The 17,242-nt window shown below is 52.9% G+C and carries 18 protein-coding genes; 3 read left to right on the top strand and 15 right to left on the bottom strand.

Annotation, left to right across the window (positions count from 1 at the left end; translation table 11 throughout):
- Window positions 1-33: 33 nt before the first annotated feature.
- Window positions 34-417 (bottom strand): fluoride efflux transporter CrcB, encoded by a 384-nt coding sequence (gene crcB / locus AC534G_RS18160; RefSeq protein WP_003831281.1) that lies wholly within the window; start codon window positions 415-417, stop codon window positions 34-36.
- Window positions 418-507: 90 nt separating this feature from the next.
- Here crcB and AC534G_RS18155 point away from each other — a divergent pair, with 90 nt between their 5' ends.
- Both AC534G_RS18155 and tatE read left to right on the top strand, forming a co-directional pair.
- The gene (locus tag AC534G_RS18155; RefSeq protein ID WP_110498578.1) at window positions 508-1,296 is read left to right on the top strand and encodes a deaminated glutathione amidase; all 789 of its coding nucleotides are present in this window, start codon (window positions 508-510) and stop codon (window positions 1,294-1,296) included.
- A 128-nt stretch (window positions 1,297-1,424) separates the two neighbouring features.
- Window positions 1,425-1,628 (top strand): twin-arginine translocase subunit TatE, encoded by a 204-nt coding sequence (gene tatE / locus AC534G_RS18150; protein WP_038638735.1) that lies wholly within the window; start codon window positions 1,425-1,427, stop codon window positions 1,626-1,628.
- 97 nt (window positions 1,629-1,725) lie between these two features.
- Here the strand turns inward: tatE and lipA are convergent, their stop codons facing one another.
- The 10 genes from lipA to AC534G_RS18100 form a co-directional block, all read right to left on the bottom strand.
- Window positions 1,726-2,691: a lipoyl synthase gene (gene lipA / locus AC534G_RS18145; RefSeq protein WP_038638737.1), complete on the bottom strand. Its 966-nt coding sequence runs from the start codon at window positions 2,689-2,691 to the stop codon at window positions 1,726-1,728.
- A 206-nt stretch (window positions 2,692-2,897) separates the two neighbouring features.
- Window positions 2,898-3,539 (bottom strand): lipoyl(octanoyl) transferase LipB, encoded by a 642-nt coding sequence (gene lipB / locus AC534G_RS18140; protein WP_110498577.1) that lies wholly within the window; start codon window positions 3,537-3,539, stop codon window positions 2,898-2,900.
- A gap of 113 nt (window positions 3,540-3,652) precedes the next feature.
- Window positions 3,653-3,916, bottom strand: coding sequence for a DUF493 family protein YbeD (ybeD, locus tag AC534G_RS18135; protein ID WP_003022706.1), 264 nt, complete (start codon window positions 3,914-3,916; stop codon window positions 3,653-3,655).
- Window positions 3,917-4,022: 106 nt separating this feature from the next.
- On the bottom strand, window positions 4,023-5,234 hold the full coding sequence (dacA, locus tag AC534G_RS18130; RefSeq protein ID WP_038638745.1) for a D-alanyl-D-alanine carboxypeptidase DacA: 1,212 nt from the start codon (window positions 5,232-5,234) through the stop codon (window positions 4,023-4,025).
- A 142-nt stretch (window positions 5,235-5,376) separates the two neighbouring features.
- Window positions 5,377-6,471, bottom strand: coding sequence for an endolytic peptidoglycan transglycosylase RlpA (gene rlpA, locus AC534G_RS18125; protein ID WP_038638749.1), 1,095 nt, complete (start codon window positions 6,469-6,471; stop codon window positions 5,377-5,379).
- Between the two features lie 10 nt (window positions 6,472-6,481).
- Window positions 6,482-7,594, bottom strand: coding sequence for a peptidoglycan glycosyltransferase MrdB (gene mrdB, locus AC534G_RS18120; RefSeq protein WP_006685529.1), 1,113 nt, complete (start codon window positions 7,592-7,594; stop codon window positions 6,482-6,484).
- Window positions 7,595-7,596: 2 nt separating this feature from the next.
- Window positions 7,597-9,498: a peptidoglycan DD-transpeptidase MrdA gene (gene mrdA, locus AC534G_RS18115; protein WP_006685528.1), complete on the bottom strand. Its 1,902-nt coding sequence runs from the start codon at window positions 9,496-9,498 to the stop codon at window positions 7,597-7,599.
- A gap of 30 nt (window positions 9,499-9,528) precedes the next feature.
- Window positions 9,529-9,996 carry a 23S rRNA (pseudouridine(1915)-N(3))-methyltransferase RlmH gene (gene rlmH, locus AC534G_RS18110; RefSeq protein WP_003022725.1) on the bottom strand — a complete coding sequence of 156 codons (468 nt, stop codon included), beginning with the start codon at window positions 9,994-9,996 and terminating at the stop codon, window positions 9,529-9,531.
- A gap of 3 nt (window positions 9,997-9,999) precedes the next feature.
- Entirely contained in the window at window positions 10,000-10,317 is a 318-nt protein-coding gene (gene rsfS, locus AC534G_RS18105; protein WP_003022728.1) for a ribosome silencing factor, read from the bottom strand.
- Between the two features lie 254 nt (window positions 10,318-10,571).
- Complete coding sequence (locus AC534G_RS18100) at window positions 10,572-11,183, bottom strand: adenosylcobalamin/alpha-ribazole phosphatase (protein ID WP_110498576.1); 612 nt, start codon at window positions 11,181-11,183, stop codon at window positions 10,572-10,574.
- Window positions 11,184-11,279: 96 nt separating this feature from the next.
- On the opposite strand from AC534G_RS18100, the gene cobD reads away from it, so the two are divergent.
- A complete protein-coding gene (cobD, locus tag AC534G_RS18095; RefSeq protein WP_110498844.1) occupies window positions 11,280-12,374 on the top strand; it encodes a threonine-phosphate decarboxylase CobD in 1,095 nt (364 codons plus the stop codon).
- Here cobD and nadD read toward each other — a convergent pair.
- Genes nadD through leuS form a run of 4 tightly spaced genes read right to left on the bottom strand, consistent with a single transcriptional unit; the run spans window position 12,349 to window position 17,213 of the window.
- Window positions 12,349-12,990 carry a nicotinate-nucleotide adenylyltransferase gene (gene nadD, locus AC534G_RS18090; protein WP_087857163.1) on the bottom strand — a complete coding sequence of 214 codons (642 nt, stop codon included), beginning with the start codon at window positions 12,988-12,990 and terminating at the stop codon, window positions 12,349-12,351. The two genes, cobD and nadD, sit on opposite strands and share 26 nt — an antisense overlap.
- Window position 12,991: 1 nt before the next feature.
- Window positions 12,992-14,023, bottom strand: coding sequence for a DNA polymerase III subunit delta (gene holA, locus AC534G_RS18085; protein ID WP_038638754.1), 1,032 nt, complete (start codon window positions 14,021-14,023; stop codon window positions 12,992-12,994).
- Window positions 14,023-14,616, bottom strand: coding sequence for an LPS assembly lipoprotein LptE (gene lptE / locus AC534G_RS18080; RefSeq protein ID WP_038638758.1), 594 nt, complete (start codon window positions 14,614-14,616; stop codon window positions 14,023-14,025). Before lptE ends, holA begins: the two co-directional genes overlap by 1 nt.
- 14 nt (window positions 14,617-14,630) lie before the next feature.
- On the bottom strand, window positions 14,631-17,213 hold the full coding sequence (gene leuS / locus AC534G_RS18075; RefSeq protein ID WP_110498575.1) for a leucine--tRNA ligase: 2,583 nt from the start codon (window positions 17,211-17,213) through the stop codon (window positions 14,631-14,633).
- Window positions 17,214-17,242 lie beyond the last annotated feature (29 nt).

Raw genomic sequence — 17,242 nt, 5'->3', positions numbered from 1 at the left:
CAAAACCCGCTTAATTGCGGGTTTTTTTTCGCTCTAATGTGCGGGAGAGGCAGAAACCAGCCAGAATGCCAGGGCGGTCATCGCAAATGATCCCAGTAGATTAACCAGCACATTCACCATAGCCCAGCCAAAGCGTCCTTCCTGGAGTAAAAACACGACCTCTGCCGAGAAGGTGGAGAACGTTGTCAACCCGCCGCAAAAGCCGGTAGTAATCAGCACTTTCCACATTGGATCGATGTTTGTCATGCGATTAAACCACGCCAGACCCATACCAATGATAAACGCGCCAAGTAAGTTTGCCGCCAGCGTACCGAATGGGATAGCCTGATGCAGTGGGTTGAAGCGCATGCTCAACATCCATCTTGCTACGCTACCTGTACCACCACCGATAAAAACCGCTAAAAGAAGTTGTAACACTGCTAAATCCTGCTATTTGATTGTATATAGGATGAGTGTAACGCTGAATAATCACTGTTGGCGAGCCTGACAAACTTTTCTGGAGGGAATATGTTCGTTGCAGCAGGGCAGTTTGCCGTGGGACCTTCGTGGGAAAAGAATGCAGAAACCTGCGCTTCATTAATGTCTCAGGCCGCAGGAGAGGGAGTATCGTTGTTGGTACTACCGGAGGCGTTGCTGGCCCGTAACGATATTGACCCTGACCTGTCAGTGAAGTCAGCGCAATTGCTGGAGGGTGGGTTCCTGACGCGTTTACTCCGAGAAAGCGCGCAAAATGAAATGACGACAATTCTGACGATTCATGTTCCTTCTGTGCCAGGTCGGGCTTTTAACATGCTGGTGGCGTTGCGGGGAGGTCGGGTTGTTGCCCATTATGCAAAATTGCATCTTTACGACGCGTTTGCGATTCAGGAGTCGCGAAATGTCGATGCAGGAGACGCCATAGCGCCGCTGCTGGACGTAGACGGATTAAAGGTAGGGTTGATGACCTGCTATGACCTGCGTTTCCCTGAGCTGGCGTTAGCGCACGCTCTGCAGGGGGCAGACATTCTCGCTTTACCTGCCGCCTGGGTGCGGGGAACGCTAAAAGAGCATCACTGGGCAACATTGTTGGCGGCAAGGGCTCTTGATGCTACTTGCTATGTTATTGCCGCTGGAGAATGTGGTAATAAGAATATTGGGCAAAGCCGGGTCATCGATCCCTTTGGGGTGACCATTGCCGCAGCGGCAGAAACACCGGCGCTGATTATGGCCGAGGTTTCTGCAGAGCGGGTGAAGCAGGTCAGGGCGCAACTTCCGGTGTTAATTAACCGACGCTTTGCGCCACCGCAATTATTATGACGTTTTTTTAAACAAGACTTGATTCACCTTGTTACAGATTGCTATTGTGTGCGCGCGTCGAAAGGCCGTTAATATTCTCAGGTTAATATGGCGCATTATGTAGCCTGGTTTAAGTTAAGAAGGTATCTATGGGTGAGATTAGTATTACCAAACTGCTGGTGGTTGCCGCACTGGTCGTTCTGCTGTTTGGTACCAAGAAGTTACGTACACTGGGTGGAGACCTGGGAACGGCAATTAAGGGCTTTAAGAAAGCGATGAACGACGATAATACCGATGCCAGGAAAGAGGCTGATGGTAGCGTTCAGGCGGAAAAGCTCTCTCATAAAGAGTAATATCAGGAGCATGATGCTCATACTGTGTGCTCTGTATGAAAAAAACCGGCAAATTGCCGGTTTTTTTATTGCTGATATGTAAGTGAGTATTACACGATTACTTCACTTCCAGCCCTTTGGCCTGCATATCAGCGTGGTATGAAGAACGAACAAACGGGCCGCAGGCTGCATGGGTAAAGCCCATCGCCATGGCTTCGGCTTTCATCTCGTCGAACTCATCCGGGCTGACATAGCGTTGCACCGGCAGGTGATGGCGGCTTGGCTGTAAATACTGCCCCAGCGTCAGCATAGTCACGCCATGACTGCGCAGATCGCGCATCACTTCAATAATTTCGGCATTGGTTTCACCCAGACCTACCATCAGACCCGATTTAGTCGGGATCTCCGGGTGCGCGTCCTTGAAACGCTCCAGAAGCTTCAGCGACCAGTTGTAGTCCGCTCCCGGACGGACATTGCGGTAAATACGCGGTACGTTTTCGAGGTTGTGGTTAAATACGTCCGGCGGCGTGGCCGTGAGGATATCCAACGCGCGATCCATACGACCACGGAAGTCAGGCACCAGCGTTTCGATTTTAATCGATGGGCTTTTCTCGCGGATAGCGGTGATGCAGTCAGCAAAGTGCTGAGCACCGCCGTCACGCAGATCGTCACGGTCAACGGAGGTAATGACGACATAGCGCAGCGCCATGTCCGCAATGGTCTGAGCCAGTTTCAACGGCTCGTTGACATCAGGCGCAACCGGACGGCCATGGGCAACGTCACAGAATGGGCAACGGCGAGTACAGATTGCGCCGAGGATCATAAAGGTTGCGGTTCCGTGATTGAAACATTCAGCCAGGTTAGGGCAGGAAGCTTCTTCGCAGACAGAGTGCAGGCCGTTTTTGCGCATTGCCGCTTTGATGCCCTGGATGCGGGTGGAGTCCGCTGGCAGTTTTATTTTCATCCATTCCGGTTTACGCAGCAGGGCTTCACGCTCTGTTGCCACATTTTTAACCGGGATAAGAGCCATCTTATCGGCATCGCGGTATTTAACACCGCGTTCCATCACAATGGGTTTACTCATAGCTTGCGTGTTCCAGTTGCGAATTACGAAGGAAAGCGTTTCAATTCAAGGGAATGTTGCATTTATCAACTATTTTTGAATTAGTGAGACGCAGTATATCATTGAAACGGGCCAGAAAGCAGCCTGACAGGCTGGCAAAATGTAAAATAGTTGTTGTTTTGTGCCATTTGCCACAACATATGCCGTGGCAAAGTATAACTGCCTTTTTAGTCCGCAACGTACTCGTGCGGTGGGTTACCCAACAGCGCCAGAATGTTGGCCAGCAGGCGTGGGCGAATGCTCTCAGTCGTGGCAGCGTTATCCCATTGCGATACTTTTGCCATCTCCATTCCGGCATAACCGCAAGGGTTGATACGCAGGAAAGGCGACAGGTCCATATCCACGTTAAGCGCTAAGCCGTGAAATGAACATCCCTTACGAATACGTAACCCTAATGAGCAGATTTTCTTCTCACCGACATAAACGCCTGGCGCATCGGCTCGCGGGTGGGCGTCGATGCCAATTTCCGCAAGGGTATTGACGACAGTTTGCTCCAGCAGCGTAACCAGTTCGCGAACGCCCAGTTTGCGGCGTTTCAGGTTCAACAGCACATACATGACCTGTTGACCTGGTCCGTGGTAGGTCACCTGACCGCCGCGATCGCTCTGAATCACCGGAATATCTCCCGGCATCAGTACATGCTCGGCTTTACCGGCCTGACCCTGGGTAAAGACAGGATAATGCTCTACCAGCCATATTTCATCATGACTGTTTTCATCGCGGGTATCGGTAAATTCGTGCATGGCCAGAGAGACTGGCTCGTAAGGTTGAAGACCGAGCTGGCGGACCAGAATTTTATCCTGATACAAAACGGCATCTCCGTAGATACTCACACAGAGTAGAGAATGTTAAAGAGGGGAAAAGTATATCACAGGAGGAAGGGGTTACCCGAGCGGGGATGCAGCGGGTAACCGACAGGTTTTTACAGCACCATGCGTACGATATCAATATTGCCTAATTCTTCGTACAGTGTTTCAACCTGCTCAATGTGTGTAGCAGTGATGGTGATAGAGACCGAGTGGTAGTTGCCTTTGCTGCTCGGTTTTACCGTCGGAGAGTAATCACCTGGCGCATGGCGCTGTACCACTTCAACCACCTGATCAACCAGCTCAGGCAACGCCTGCCCCATTACTTTGTAAGTAAATGGAGTAGGGAATTCAAGCAGTTCGTTAAGTTTGGTTTTCATGTCAGCTCCGGCGTTACATCAAAAAATAATAACTCCCACAGCGCGTGGGAGTTATCTGGATACCTAGTATATGGGGACGTAAATCACACTTTCAAGTGTTCGATTTTTAGCCAAACCAGTGATGGAACATTAATTTAATGTAATCAATGATTTTCCCAAAGAAGTTGCCTTCCGGGATTTCCTGCAGCACGACCAGCGGGCGCTGCTCGATGGTTTTGCCATCAAGCTGGAAGTTGATGGTACCGACAACCTGGTTTTTCTGCAGCGGCGCGTGCAGTTCAGTGGTGTTCAGCACATAACTTGCTTTCAGATCTTTCATACGGCCGCGCGGAATGGTCAGGTAGACATCCTTATCGACACCTAACGATGCGCGATCGGTGTTACCAAACCAGGCGGGTTCTGAGGCAAATTCTTTACCCACTTTCAGCGGGTTGACGGTTTCGAAGAAACGGAAGCCCCAGGTCAGCAGTTTTTTGCTTTCGGTTTCGCGACCTTTATAGGTGCGGCCACCCATTACGGCGGAGATCAGACGCATCTGGCCTTCGGTTGCGGATGCAACAAGGTTATAGCCAGCTTTATCGGTGTGACCGGTTTTGATACCGTCGACATTCAGGCTGTTATCCCACAGCAGACCGTTACGGTTTAACTGACGAATGCCGTTAAAGGTGAACTCTTTTTCTTTATAGATAGAGTATTCATTAGGTACATCGCGAATCAGCGCCTGACCAATCATCGCCATATCGCGGGCTGAACTGTACTGACCGTCAGCATCAAGACCATGAACGGTCTGGAAGTGGGTGTTTTTCAGACCCAGCGCGTTCACATAGCTGTTCATCAGGCCGACGAAAGCATCCTGGCTGCCGGCAGCGAAGTCAGCCATCGCCACACATGCGTCGTTCCCGGACTGCAGGTTAATACCACGGATCAACTGAGAGACAGGAACCTGCATGCCTGGCTTGAGGAACATCAGCGATGAACCTTTAAAGACCGGGTTACCCGTAGCCCATGCGTCATTGCCAACGGTGACCAGATCGGTTTCTTTGAACTTCCCGGCTTTCATCGCCTGGCCGATGACGTAGCTGGTCATCATCTTGGTCAGGCTGGCGGGGTCGCGGCGAGTGTCAGCATTCTGTTCTGCCAGAACTTTACCTGAGTTGTAATCAATCAGGATATACGACTCCGCATCGATCTGCGGAACGCCGGGGATCATGGTTTTAATATTCAGGTCATCGGCATGGGCAGCAGAGAGAGTAGCTGCGCAGAGAGCCGCGGTGAGCGCCATACGCTGCACGAAACGAGCGGAAAAAGTGGTCTTCATGGTCTGAACTACGACGTCCGTGATGAAATTAAAAAAAGTGCCCTACTATAGCAAATGCATAACGGGCAGGCATCTGACTTTCCGCGTGACTTTGTTAATGTCATTTACGGAAATTGACAATTCAGATACCCGGTTTACGTTATTACATGCCGGTGATGAAGGACTGTAATTGCGCCTCGGATTGAAGACGCTGCTGCAATGAAGAGGCTTCAGTTTTACTGGCGAATGGCCCCATCTGAATACGCCATACCGCGCCGTTTTGCACTACCCGTCCAGGGACGCCAAACTGCTGACTTAAGCGCTTTTGATACTGCTGCGCACGGGTTTGATCGCTAACGGCACCGACCTGAACGACATAGCGTCCGTTGGCCGTAGCGGCTGGCGCGGTAACGGTCGCTGGCGCGGATACCGGGGCAGTTGACGCTGCGGGAGCGGCGGTTACAGGCTGTGTCGCAGGCGTGGGTTCGCTGCCTTCAAGTACACCGGCAGCAAGCGTTGTCGGCGCGCCGAGGAAACCACTGCTGTTGACCGGCGCACCGCTGGTATCCTCGCTTTTCAGCGTGGAATTACTGATAGGGCGGATATCGTTTTGCGCCTGACCCGCATCCGGTGCGGAAGACATCGCGCCGCCACCGCTTAAATCAGGACGAGCCGGCAGGGCATAGGTTTGTTTCGCCACAGTTGTGCAGGCCATTCCCGGGCCGGATAATGAACCATCCTGCGCGACGATGATAGGGTCGATACGCACTTTGGTGTTGTTAGACGTGTTCAGTCGATCTGCGGCGGCACGTGAAAGTGAAATGACGCGATCGTTGCCATAAGGGCCGCGATCGTTAATGCGTACGACGATCATCCTGCCGTTTGCCAGGTTGGTGATTCTGGCATAGCTTGGGATCGGCAGCGTCGGGTGCGCAGCGGTCAACTGCATTGGGTCAAACGCTTCACCAGACGCGGTTAAATTGCTTCCAGGCTCCGCATCATAAATAGCGGCAAGCCCAGCCTGGCTAAAGCGGGAGGGATCCTGGACTATTTTGTAGCTCTTACCATCACGCTGGTAGTCCTGATTCGCCGTTGGGTTCAGGGGTTCAAAGCGCGGATCGGCCCCGCTGATTTCAACAATCGGACCATTACACACCGCAGGCTGCGGCGCGACAGCAACCTGTTGCTGACCATCATCATTCGAACACGCCGCGAGCATTCCTGCTGCGATGCAGATACCAAGCCACTGCTTACGCATTGCGTACCCCTTACACGCTTTTCGACAACATTTTTCTATGGGTGTGGATCGACATAACAATCCCGAACCCGGCCATCAGCACGATCAGTGCCGAGCCTCCGTAACTGACCAATGGGAGTGGAACCCCAACCACAGGTAGAATACCGCTCACCATACCAATATTTACGAAGACATAAACGAATAATATCAACATTAAACCACCCGCCATGACGCGACCAAAGGTGGTTTGTGCGCGAGCAGCGATCCACAACCCGCGCATAATCAGCAAAATGTACAGCGTCAGCAAAATCAGGATCCCCACCAGGCCCAGCTCTTCCGCTAAGACGGCGAAGATAAAGTCAGTGTGGCGTTCGGGTAAAAACTCAAGCTGCGACTGCGTACCGTGCAGCCAGCCTTTACCGCGTAATCCGCCGGAACCAATAGCAATTTTAGACTGAATAATGTGATAGCCCGCGCCCAGCGGATCGGTTTCTGGATCAAGTAACATCATGACGCGCTGACGCTGGTAGTCATGCATCAGGAAGAACCACAGTATCGGAATAAACGCGGCGACTAAAACTACTGCCACACCGATTAAACGCCAGCTTAAACCGGAAAGGAACAGGACAAACAGACCAGAAAGGGCAACCAGAATTGAGGTGCCGAGGTCAGGCTGAGCGGCAACCAGAAGCGTGGGCATAAAAATCAGCACCAGCGCAATCGCGGTATTTTTTAGCGATGGCGGGCAGACGTCGCGGTTGATGAAGCGCGCGACCATCAGCGGTACGGCAATCTTGGCGATTTCAGAAGGCTGAAAGCGCACGATACCCAAATCCAGCCAGCGCTGGGCGCCTTTGGAAATAGCGCCGAAGGCGTCAACCGCCACCAACAGAATGATACAGAAGATATAGAGATAGGGCGCCCAACCTTCATAAACCCTGGGGGGAATTTGCGCCATCACCACCATGATGACCAGACCCATCGCGATCTGGCCGACCTTACGCTCCATCATGCCAATATCCTGGCCGCTGGCGCTCCAGATGACCAGCGAGCTGTAGACCAGCAGAGCCAGCAAAATAAGCAACATTGTGGGATCGATGTGGATTTTGTCCCAAAATGTTTTTTTGTTCGGATTATCCGTCACGATTATTGGTCCTCAGCTGCTGCAACCGCTGGGTTTTCCGCAGGCAGATTGGTGTTGTTGTCGCCCAACATAATGTGGTCAAGGATCTGGCGCATAATCGTCCCTACAGCCGGACCCGCGCCGCCGTTTTCAAGGATCATGGCGACAGCGACCTGGGGTTTATCATAGGGTGCGAAGGCCGTCATTAACTTGTGGTCACGTAAACGTTCGGCGATCTTATGCGCGTTATAGGTTTCATTCGCTTTCAGGCCAAAGACCTGTGCGGTACCGGATTTCGCCGCAATTTTGTAAGGCGCGCCAGCGAAATATTTATGTGCAGTCCCGTTAGGGCGGTTAGCGACACCGTACATACCGTCTTTGGCGATTTCCCAGTAACCGGAATGAATATCGCCAACGGGCGGTTCGTGCGGCTGAACCCATGGCACTTGCTTGCCATTTTCTGCCGTGCTCATCAGCAGATGCGGGACTTTTACCAAACCGTCGTTGATAAGGATCATCAGCGCTTTACTCATCTGGATAGGGGTTGCCGTCCAGTAACCCTGACCGATGCCGACCGGAATGGTATCACCCTGGTACCATGGTTTTTTAAACCGTTTTTGCTTCCATTCACGGGTTGGCATGTTCCCGGAACGTTCTTCGGCAAGATCAATACCCGTATATTGGCCATAGCCAAACTTGCTCATCCACTCGGAAAGCCGGTCTATCCCCATATCATAGGCGATTTGATAGAAAAACGTATCCGCGGACTCTTCCAGAGAGCGGGTAATGTTCAGGTGGCCGTGACCCCATTTTTTCCAGTCGCGGTAACGTTTCTCAGAGCCGGGTAACTGCCACCAGCCCGGATCGAACAGACCGGTATTGCGGGTGATGACGCCCGCGCTTAATGCAGAAACCGCCACGTAAGGCTTAACCGTCGACGCCGGAGGATAAACGCCTTGCGTGGCGCGATTAACTAATGGGGTATTCGGATCATTGAGCAACCCGGAGTAATCTTTACTGGAGATGCCATCCACAAACAGGTTCGGGTCGTAGCTTGGCATGGAGACCAGCGCCAGAACGCCACCGGTACGCGGGTCGGTGACCACCACGGCGGCGCGGCTACCTGCCAGCAGCGTTTCAATATACTGCTGGAGCTTCAAATCCAACGTGAGGTAAATATCATGCCCTGCCTGCGGCGCGACCTCTTTCAACTGACGAATGACACGACCGCGGTTGTTGACTTCAACTTCTTCATAGCCGGTCTGCCCATGCAGTACGTCTTCATAGTAACGTTCAATACCGAGCTTACCAATATCATGCGTCGCAGCGTAGTTAGCCAGTTTGCCGTCTTTGTCCAGGCGGTCCACGTCTTTATCGTTGATCTTCGATACGTAGCCAATCACGTGGGTCAGGGCGGAACCGTAAGGGTAATAGCGGCGTTTATAGCCTTTAACTTCAACGCCAGGGAAGCGATATTGATTTACGGCAAACCGTGCGACCTGAACTTCCGTCAGGTTGGTTTTTACCGGAATAGAGGTGAAGCGGTGTGAACGGGCGCGCTCTTTTTTAAACGCGGCAATATCGTCATCCGTCAGGTCTACGACGTTGCGCAGCGCGTCGAGCGTATCCTGAATGTTATCTACCTTCTCCGGCATCATTTCAATCTGATAAATGGTGCGGTTAAGGGCAAGCGGAATTCCGTTACGGTCATAAATAATGCCGCGACTGGGAGGAATGGGTACCAGTTTAATGCGGTTTTCGTTCGAACGGGTCTGATAATCAGTAAAGCGAACGATTTGCAGATTATACAGGTTGGCGATCAGCACGCCGGTCAGCAGCAAAATCCCCAAAAAAGCGACCAGCGCCCGGCGCACAAACAGCGCGGACTCAGCCGAATAGTCGCGAAAAGAATTCTGTAGTTTCATCCGCTGCTTAATCTACTCAAGAATCAATGATCACTCACGGTGATAAGGATGGTTGGTGGTAATGCTCCACGCCCTGTACAGACTCTCTGCGACCAGAACCCGAACAAGAGGGTGAGGTAGGGTTAATGCAGAGAGTGACCAGCTTTGTTCCGCCGCGGCTTTACAGGCGGGAGAAAGACCTTCCGGCCCGCCGATCAGCAGACTGACGTCACGACCGTCCAGTTTCCAGCGCTCCAGTTCGGTCGCCAGTTGCGGCGTGTCCCAGGGTTTGCCCGGAATATCAAGGGTGACGATGCGGTTTTTGCCTGCGGCGGCCAGCATCTGCTCACCCTCTTTGTCGAGAATGCGTTTAATGTCCGCGTTCTTGCCGCGTTTTCCTGCCGGGATTTCGATCAGCTCAAAGGGCATATCTTTCGGAAACCGACGCAGATATTCGGTAAATCCGGTTTGTACCCAGTCAGGCATTTTCGTACCCACAGCGACAAGTTGCAGCTTCACGCATTAACTCCAGAGTTTTTCCAGTTCATACAGGCGACGGCTTTCTTCCTGCATCACGTGGACAATCACATCGCCGAGGTCAACGACGATCCAGTCAGCGACGTTCTCGCCTTCCACGCCGAGCGGCAGCAGGCCGGCAGTGCGGGACTCCTGAACAACGTGATCTGCGATAGACATAACGTGACGGCTGGATGTACCGGTGCAGATAATCATGCAATCAGTGATACTGGATTTACCCTGAACGTCTAAGGCGATGATGTCTTGACCTTTCAGGTCATCAATTTTGTCGATTACAAAATCCTGGAGTGCTTTACCCTGCAAGTGTTCCCCCTGGGTGAAAAGAGTTAAAAACGTCTGTTAGTATACCTGAACCAGAGGCGATATCGGGACAAATGTCTCCGAAAGCGCTTTTGAAGTGCGCTATCATCCCACCCCACGCCACAGAATGCATCGCCATTTTTGTAAAACAATTTCTGCAAAGCTCTGAAGGGCGGGAAAAGTCAGGTTGCGGAGGATAACAGCCTGTCAGGGGGTGTCAATGGGAGAGAGGCCCTTCGGCAGAAAAAAACGCGCATTCACTCCCCGTCGTCCCATGCGGCCCGGCTGTTAAGCACTTTCAGAACCGCGAAATCGTCACATAAATCTATTGCGCTCCAGCAGCCTTGTTCGACGCGGAAATGCCACATTGCCGCAGCCGGCATGGACAGCAGGCGGGCGACCAACACGCTCAGCACGCCCTGATGACTCACCACCAGCAGGTTTTGACACGCTTTATAATCGGCAAGTTGGGCAATGAAGCGTTCAACCCGCTGAGAAAATGCCTGAAAGCCTTCGCCATTCGTTGGCGTTGCGTTCTGCCAGTCGTTACACCATAAGGCGTAATTTTCAGCGTCTTCGCGCGCTAAATCGCGATGGTGGCGCATTTCCCAGTCACCAAAAAACATCTCATTCAGTTCAGGCATAATGCGCACAGGGAGGTCGCGATCGCCTAAGATCAACCGGGTTGTATGGCGGGCGCGTTCGAGTTCGCTGCAAAGAACATTGTCGACAGAAAGATTGCGTAACAGCTTGCCCACTGTTTGCGCCTGTGCGATCCCCCGCTCCGTTAGCGAGGTGGGGGCGTGGCCGCTGTATAATCCGGCGACATTGGCGTCGGTTTCGCCATGCCGTACTAACCAGAGTCTCATGTTTTCCTCGTGAAGCTATTCGCACAAAATATGATGTTTGCCCTGATTGCGCAGAGTTTTTTCACTAAAATACCCTTTTTTACGTGGAGCGGCACGATGTCTTTATTGAAGAGCGCGCATGGTGGTAATACCCGAGAAGCCGCCGAATTGTTGGGGATCTCGCCTGAACAATTGCTGGATTTTAGCGCGAATATTAACCCGCTGGGTATGCCGGCAAGTTTAAAACGCGCGATTATCGACAATCTGGACTGCGCGGAGCGTTACCCGGATGTCGATTACGCTCAACTGCATGCGGCGCTGGCGCATCATCATCAGATCCCGGCCTCGTGGATCCTGGCTGGAAACGGCGAGACCGAGTCTATTTTTACCCTGGTGCATGGCCTTAAGCCACGTCATGCGATGATCGTTACGCCCGGATTTGCGGAATATCGTCGGGCGTTGCAATGGGGGGAGTGTGCGATTCATGAATTTGCGCTGCGTGAAGAGGATGGCTGGCAACTTACCGAGGCGATTCTTGATGCGTTAACCTCTGAGCTGGACTGCCTGTTTCTCTGTACGCCTAACAATCCTACCGGTTTACTGCCAGATAACCACCTGCTACGTGCGATTGCCACCCGTTGTGAGCGGCTTGGGATCAATCTGATCCTTGATGAAGCGTTTATTGATTTTATTGCCGGTGAGCCGGGATTTATCCCGCTGCTGCACGGGAATCCACATATTTGGGTGCTGCGCTCGTTGACTAAATTCTATGCGATACCGGGATTGCGTTTGGGGTATCTGGTCAACAGTAACCAGCACGCCGTTGTACAGATGCGTAGCCAACAAATGCCGTGGTCAATTAATGCGTTTGCTGCCCTTGCAGGCGAGATTATTTTACGCGATAGCGCCTATCAGCAGGCGACGTGGAAATGGCTGGAGCAAGAGGGCGCGCGGTTTGATCTACAGTTGCAAGAGCTGTCCGGCCTGACGGTGTATCCCGGCCGGGCAAATTATCGTTTATTACGCTGCGATCTGACGGATGTTGATCTGCAACGCGCCATGCTCGAACAACATGTTTTGATCCGCAGTTGCGCTAACTATCCGGGGCTGGATACGCACTATTATCGCGTAGCCGTTCGCAGCATGGAAGAGAATAACCGACTGCTGGCGGCATTACGCAAGGCGCTTAGCGGTACAACCCTTGTTGATTGATATAGTCAAGCACAGCGCCCGGCAGTAAGTCGTCGCACGGCTCCCCTTTTTCCAGGCGCTCGCGGATCAGCGTGGCGGAGATGTTAAACCACGGCGTTTCGGCCAGGTAAATTTTCCCGCAGGGCAGGTTGTGCAGGTCTTCCGGCGAATGGGTCAGATGATCCTCCAGCCACTGCTGGTGCTTTTCCTGCGCCATCTCGAGTGGGTAGCCCGGGCGTCGGCACACAATAAGATGCGTGTTACCCAAAATCGTGTCGTAGTCATGCCAGGACGGAAAGGTTAGCAGCGAGTCCTGACCAATAATAAACGCTAACGGCACGTCCGGACCTTGCTCTTCACGCCACTCTTGTAGCGTTTGCGCGGTGTAGGAGGCGGTATCGCGTTTGAGTTCGCGTTCATCCAGAGAAAACAGCGGCTTATCAGCAATGGCCAGTTCAACCATGCGCTTACGTTGTTCGCCGGACGCTTCGGGTTGCGCGCGATGTGGCGGCACGTTATTGGGCATGATGATGACCCGGGAAAGGCCAATCAGATTAGCCAGAATTTCAACCGGTTTAAGATGACCATAATGCACCGGATCAAAGGTGCCGCCGAACAGAGCCTGCAATGATTTCATATCAACCATCAATAAAAACATCGGCCAGCGATTTATGGCAGAGCAAAAGGGAAAGTCCCTCAAGTTCCGCCCACACTGACTGACCATAGTCTTGTTTAAGCGTAATTTCCGTACGCGTTAACAGCGTCACGGCCTGACGCAGCTGTGCCGGATTTAGCCGGTTAAGCGCGTCTCCCATCATGCCACGGCGATTTTGCCACACACGATGTTTATCAAACAACGTGCGTAAGGGCGTATGGGCCGACTGCCGTTTCAGGTTGACCAGCAACAGCAATTCGCGCTGTATCGTACGCAGTAAAATAACCGGCTCGCTGCCCTCAAGGCGTAACTGTTGCAGGATGTGCAACGCGCGCTTGCTTTTGCCCATCAGCAGCGCATCCACCCAGTGGAATGGGGTAAAGTGCGCGGCATCGTTAACGGCTTTCTCTACGCGAGGTAGCGTGAGTTTGCCATCAGGCCATAGCAACGCTAACCGCTCAAGGGCTTGCGCCAGTGCTAACAGGTTACCTTCATAGCAATAGCATAATAGCTGATTGGCTGCGTCATCCAGTTGCAGGTTGTTAAGTTTCGCTCTCGCGGCAACCCAGCGTGGAAGCTGTGCTTGTTCCGGCGTCTGGCAGCTAACCTGAACCGCGTTATTCGCCAGCCCGGTATACCATGCGCCGTTTTCCTGCGCCTTAGTCAGTTTGTTGCCGCGAACAATCAGCAGCAGATCGTCATGAAGCAAAGTAACGAGCGAAGCGAGTTGTTCGTTAATGGCGGCATTGGGGCCATTTTCAGGCAACTGCAGGAGTAGCGTTTGACGGCTGGCAAACAGGCTCATCGCCTGGCAGAGTGAAAATATTTCTCCCCAGTCGGTGCTGGTGTCCAGAGTAAAAGCGTGGTGTTCTTCGAATCCTTGCGTTGCGGCAGCCAGACGGATGGCATCCTGGCTTTCCTGCAATAAAAGGGGATCGTTGCCCAGTAGTAAATACGCCGCGCGCAGCCCTTCATTGAGCTGTGCGCGGAGTTGTTCAGGGTACAGCTTGAGCATCAGTTACCCAGCGTGGTGGAAACACGCGCCGGAGATGACGCAGGCGCTGCAGGTTTCGTCGCTGCTGGCTCAGCATCCACACTGGATGACTGAGTATCGGCCAAATGTACGCTTGGCAGCTTACGAATCAACTGTTCTGCCGCTTTGTCGTACATCTCTTTGATGATCATGTCCTGCTCGTTATCCTTCGCCAGTGCAGCCTGTGGGTTGTCAAAGAACGAACGATAAACTTTGGCGCTGATGGGGTAAATATCATGTCCCGGAATCAGTACGGTAGCGCTTACGGACATCACCATCTGGTATTCAGCCGTTTGACCATTCTGGAATACCGACGCCGTATCCTGCGAAATGCTGACCGCGCCAAGGCGTAAGGACGTCACATCTTTGCGCATGGTACCGTCTTCAAGCAGCGTAACGCCGTTCAGACGCAGCTGATTACGCACCGCGCGGCTTAATGGGCCATTCGGATCGCCAGAGTTCAGGATCATGGTTTTCATTGAGGGTGGAACCTGCGTAGTACTACGCAGATGCCAACCACACCCGGCGGTGACCAGCACCGCCAGAGATAACAACAATGTTGTCAGAAGTCGCACGCTTCCTCCCGCGCTTAGCCAACGACCAGATTGAGGAGTTTACCCGGTACGTAAATCACTTTACGCACGGTAACGCCATCAAGATATTTTGCCACCAGGTGTTCCTGGCCAGCACGTTCACGAACCTGTTCTTCAGTGGCGTTTACCGGAACGGTGATTTTGCCACGTACTTTACCGTTAACCTGAACGACAACCAGCGTTGAGTCTTCAACCATAGCGCTTTCGTCAGCTACTGGCCACGGTGCGTTATCGATATCGCCTTCGCCTTTCAGCGCCTGCCACAGGGTGAAGCAAACGTGTGGGGTGAACGGGTTAAGCATACGCACAACGGCCAGCAACGCTTCCTGCATCAGGGCGCGGTCCTGCTCGTCTTCCTGCGGCGCTTTCGCCAGCTTGTTCATCAGTTCCATAATCGCCGCAATTGCGGTGTTAAAGGTCTGACGACGACCGATATCATCGGTGACTTTAGCGATAGTTTTGTGTACGTCGCGACGCAGCGCTTTTTGATCTTCGCTCAGAGCAGCAACGTTCAGGGCAGCAACATCACCTTTAGAAGTATGCTCGTAAACCAGTTTCCAGACACGTTTCAGGAAGCGGTTAGCCCCTTCAACGCCGGATTCCTGCCATTCCAGGGTCATGTCAGCCGGAGAGGCGAACATCATAAACAGACGCACGGTGTCCGCGCCGTAACGCTCAACCATCACCTGCGGGTCGATGCCGTTGTTTTTGGACTTGGACATCTTGCTCATGCCGGTATACACCAGTTCATGACCTTCGGCGTCCTTCGCCTTCACGATACGACCTTTTTCGTCGCGTTCAACGATGGCATCAACCGGAGAAACCCAGTTACGCTCGCCGTTAGCGCCGACGTAATAGAACGCATCAGCCAGCACCATGCCCTGACACAGCAGTTGTTTAGCCGGTTCGTCAGAGTTCACCATGCCCGCGTCGCGCATCAGCTTATGGAAAAAGCGGAAGTAGAGCAGGTGCATGATGGCGTGTTCGATACCGCCAATGTAGATATCAACTGGCAGCCAGTAGTTAGCGGCCTCTGGATCCAGCATGCCTTCGTTGTACTGCGGGCAGGTATAACGCGCGTAGTACCAGGAGGACTCCATAAAGGTATCGAAGGTGTCGGTCTCACGCAGCGCAGGCATGCCGTTAATGGTGGTTTTCGCCCACTCAGGATCGGCTTTGATCGGGCTGGTGATGCCGTCCATGACCACGTCTTCCGGCAGAATAACCGGCAGTTGATCTTCTGGTGTCGGCAGCACGGTACCGTCTTCCAGCGTCACCATCGGAATCGGCGCGCCCCAGTAACGCTGACGGGAAACGCCCCAGTCGCGCAGACGATAGTTAACTTTACGTTCACCCACACCTTTTGCGACCAGCTTGTCAGCAATGGCGTTGAAGGCAGCTTCGAAGTCGAGGCCATCGAACTCACCGGAGTTAAACAGCACACCTTTTTCGGTCAGAGCTTGTTCCGACAGATCTGGCTCTGCGCCTTCGGCGGTCAGAATGACCGGCTTGATGGTCAGGCCATATTTGGTGGCAAATTCGTAGTCGCGCTGATCGTGACCCGGAACGGCCATCACTGCGCCAGTGCCGTATTCCATCAGGACAAAGTTTGCCGCCCAAACCGGGATCTCTTCGCCAGTCAGCGGGTGAACGGCTTTAAAGCCAGTGTCGACGCCTTTTTTCTCCATGGTTGCCATTTCGGCTTCAGCAACCTTGGTGTTGCGGCATTCGTCAATGAAGGCGGCCAGTTCAGGATTGTTCGCGGCGGCTTTCTGCGCCAGCGGATGACCTGCGGCAACGGCCAGGTAGGTCGCACCCATAAAGGTGTCCGGACGGGTGGTATAGACGGTCAGCGTGTTGTCGTAACCGTTCACGTCGAAGGTGATTTCCACACCTTCAGAACGACCGATCCAGTTGCGCTGCATGGTCTTAACGGTGTCCGGCCAGTGATCCAGGTTATCCAGATCGCGCAGCAGTTCGTCAGCGTAAGCGGTGATTTTAATGAACCACTGCGGGATCTCTTTACGCTCAACTTTGGTATCGCAACGCCAGCAGCAGCCGTCGATAACCTGCTCGTTGGCAAGAACGGTCTGATCGTTCGGGCACCAGTTGACTGCAGAGGTTTTCTTATATACCAGGCCTTTTTTATACAGCTCGGTGAAGAACTTCTGTTCCCAACGGTAGTATTCCGGGGTGCAGGTCGCCAGCTCGCGGCTCCAGTCATAACCAAAGCCCAGCATTTTGAGCTGGTTTTTCATGTAGGCGATGTTGTCGTACGTCCACGGTGCCGGAGCGGTGTTGTTTTTAACCGCAGCGCCTTCCGCAGGCAAACCGAACGCATCCCAGCCAATGGGCTGCAGTACGTTTTTGCCCAGCATACGCTGGTAGCGGGCGATCACGTCACCGATGGTGTAGTTACGTACGTGGCCCATGTGTAGTCGACCAGAAGGATAGGGAAGCATAGACAGGCAGTAATACTTCTCTTTGCTCTCGTCTTCGGTCACTTCAAATGTGCGCTTCTCATCCCAGTGAAGCTGTACTTTGGATTCTATCTCTTCCGGGCGGTATTGCTCTTGCATGGCAGCCAGTGGTCCTGTTTTCAATACAG

Source organism: Citrobacter sp. CRE-46, from assembly GCF_059615875.1.
The sequence above is the reverse complement of the archived record's forward strand: the minus strand, read 5'-3'. Positions and strand labels throughout refer to the sequence as shown.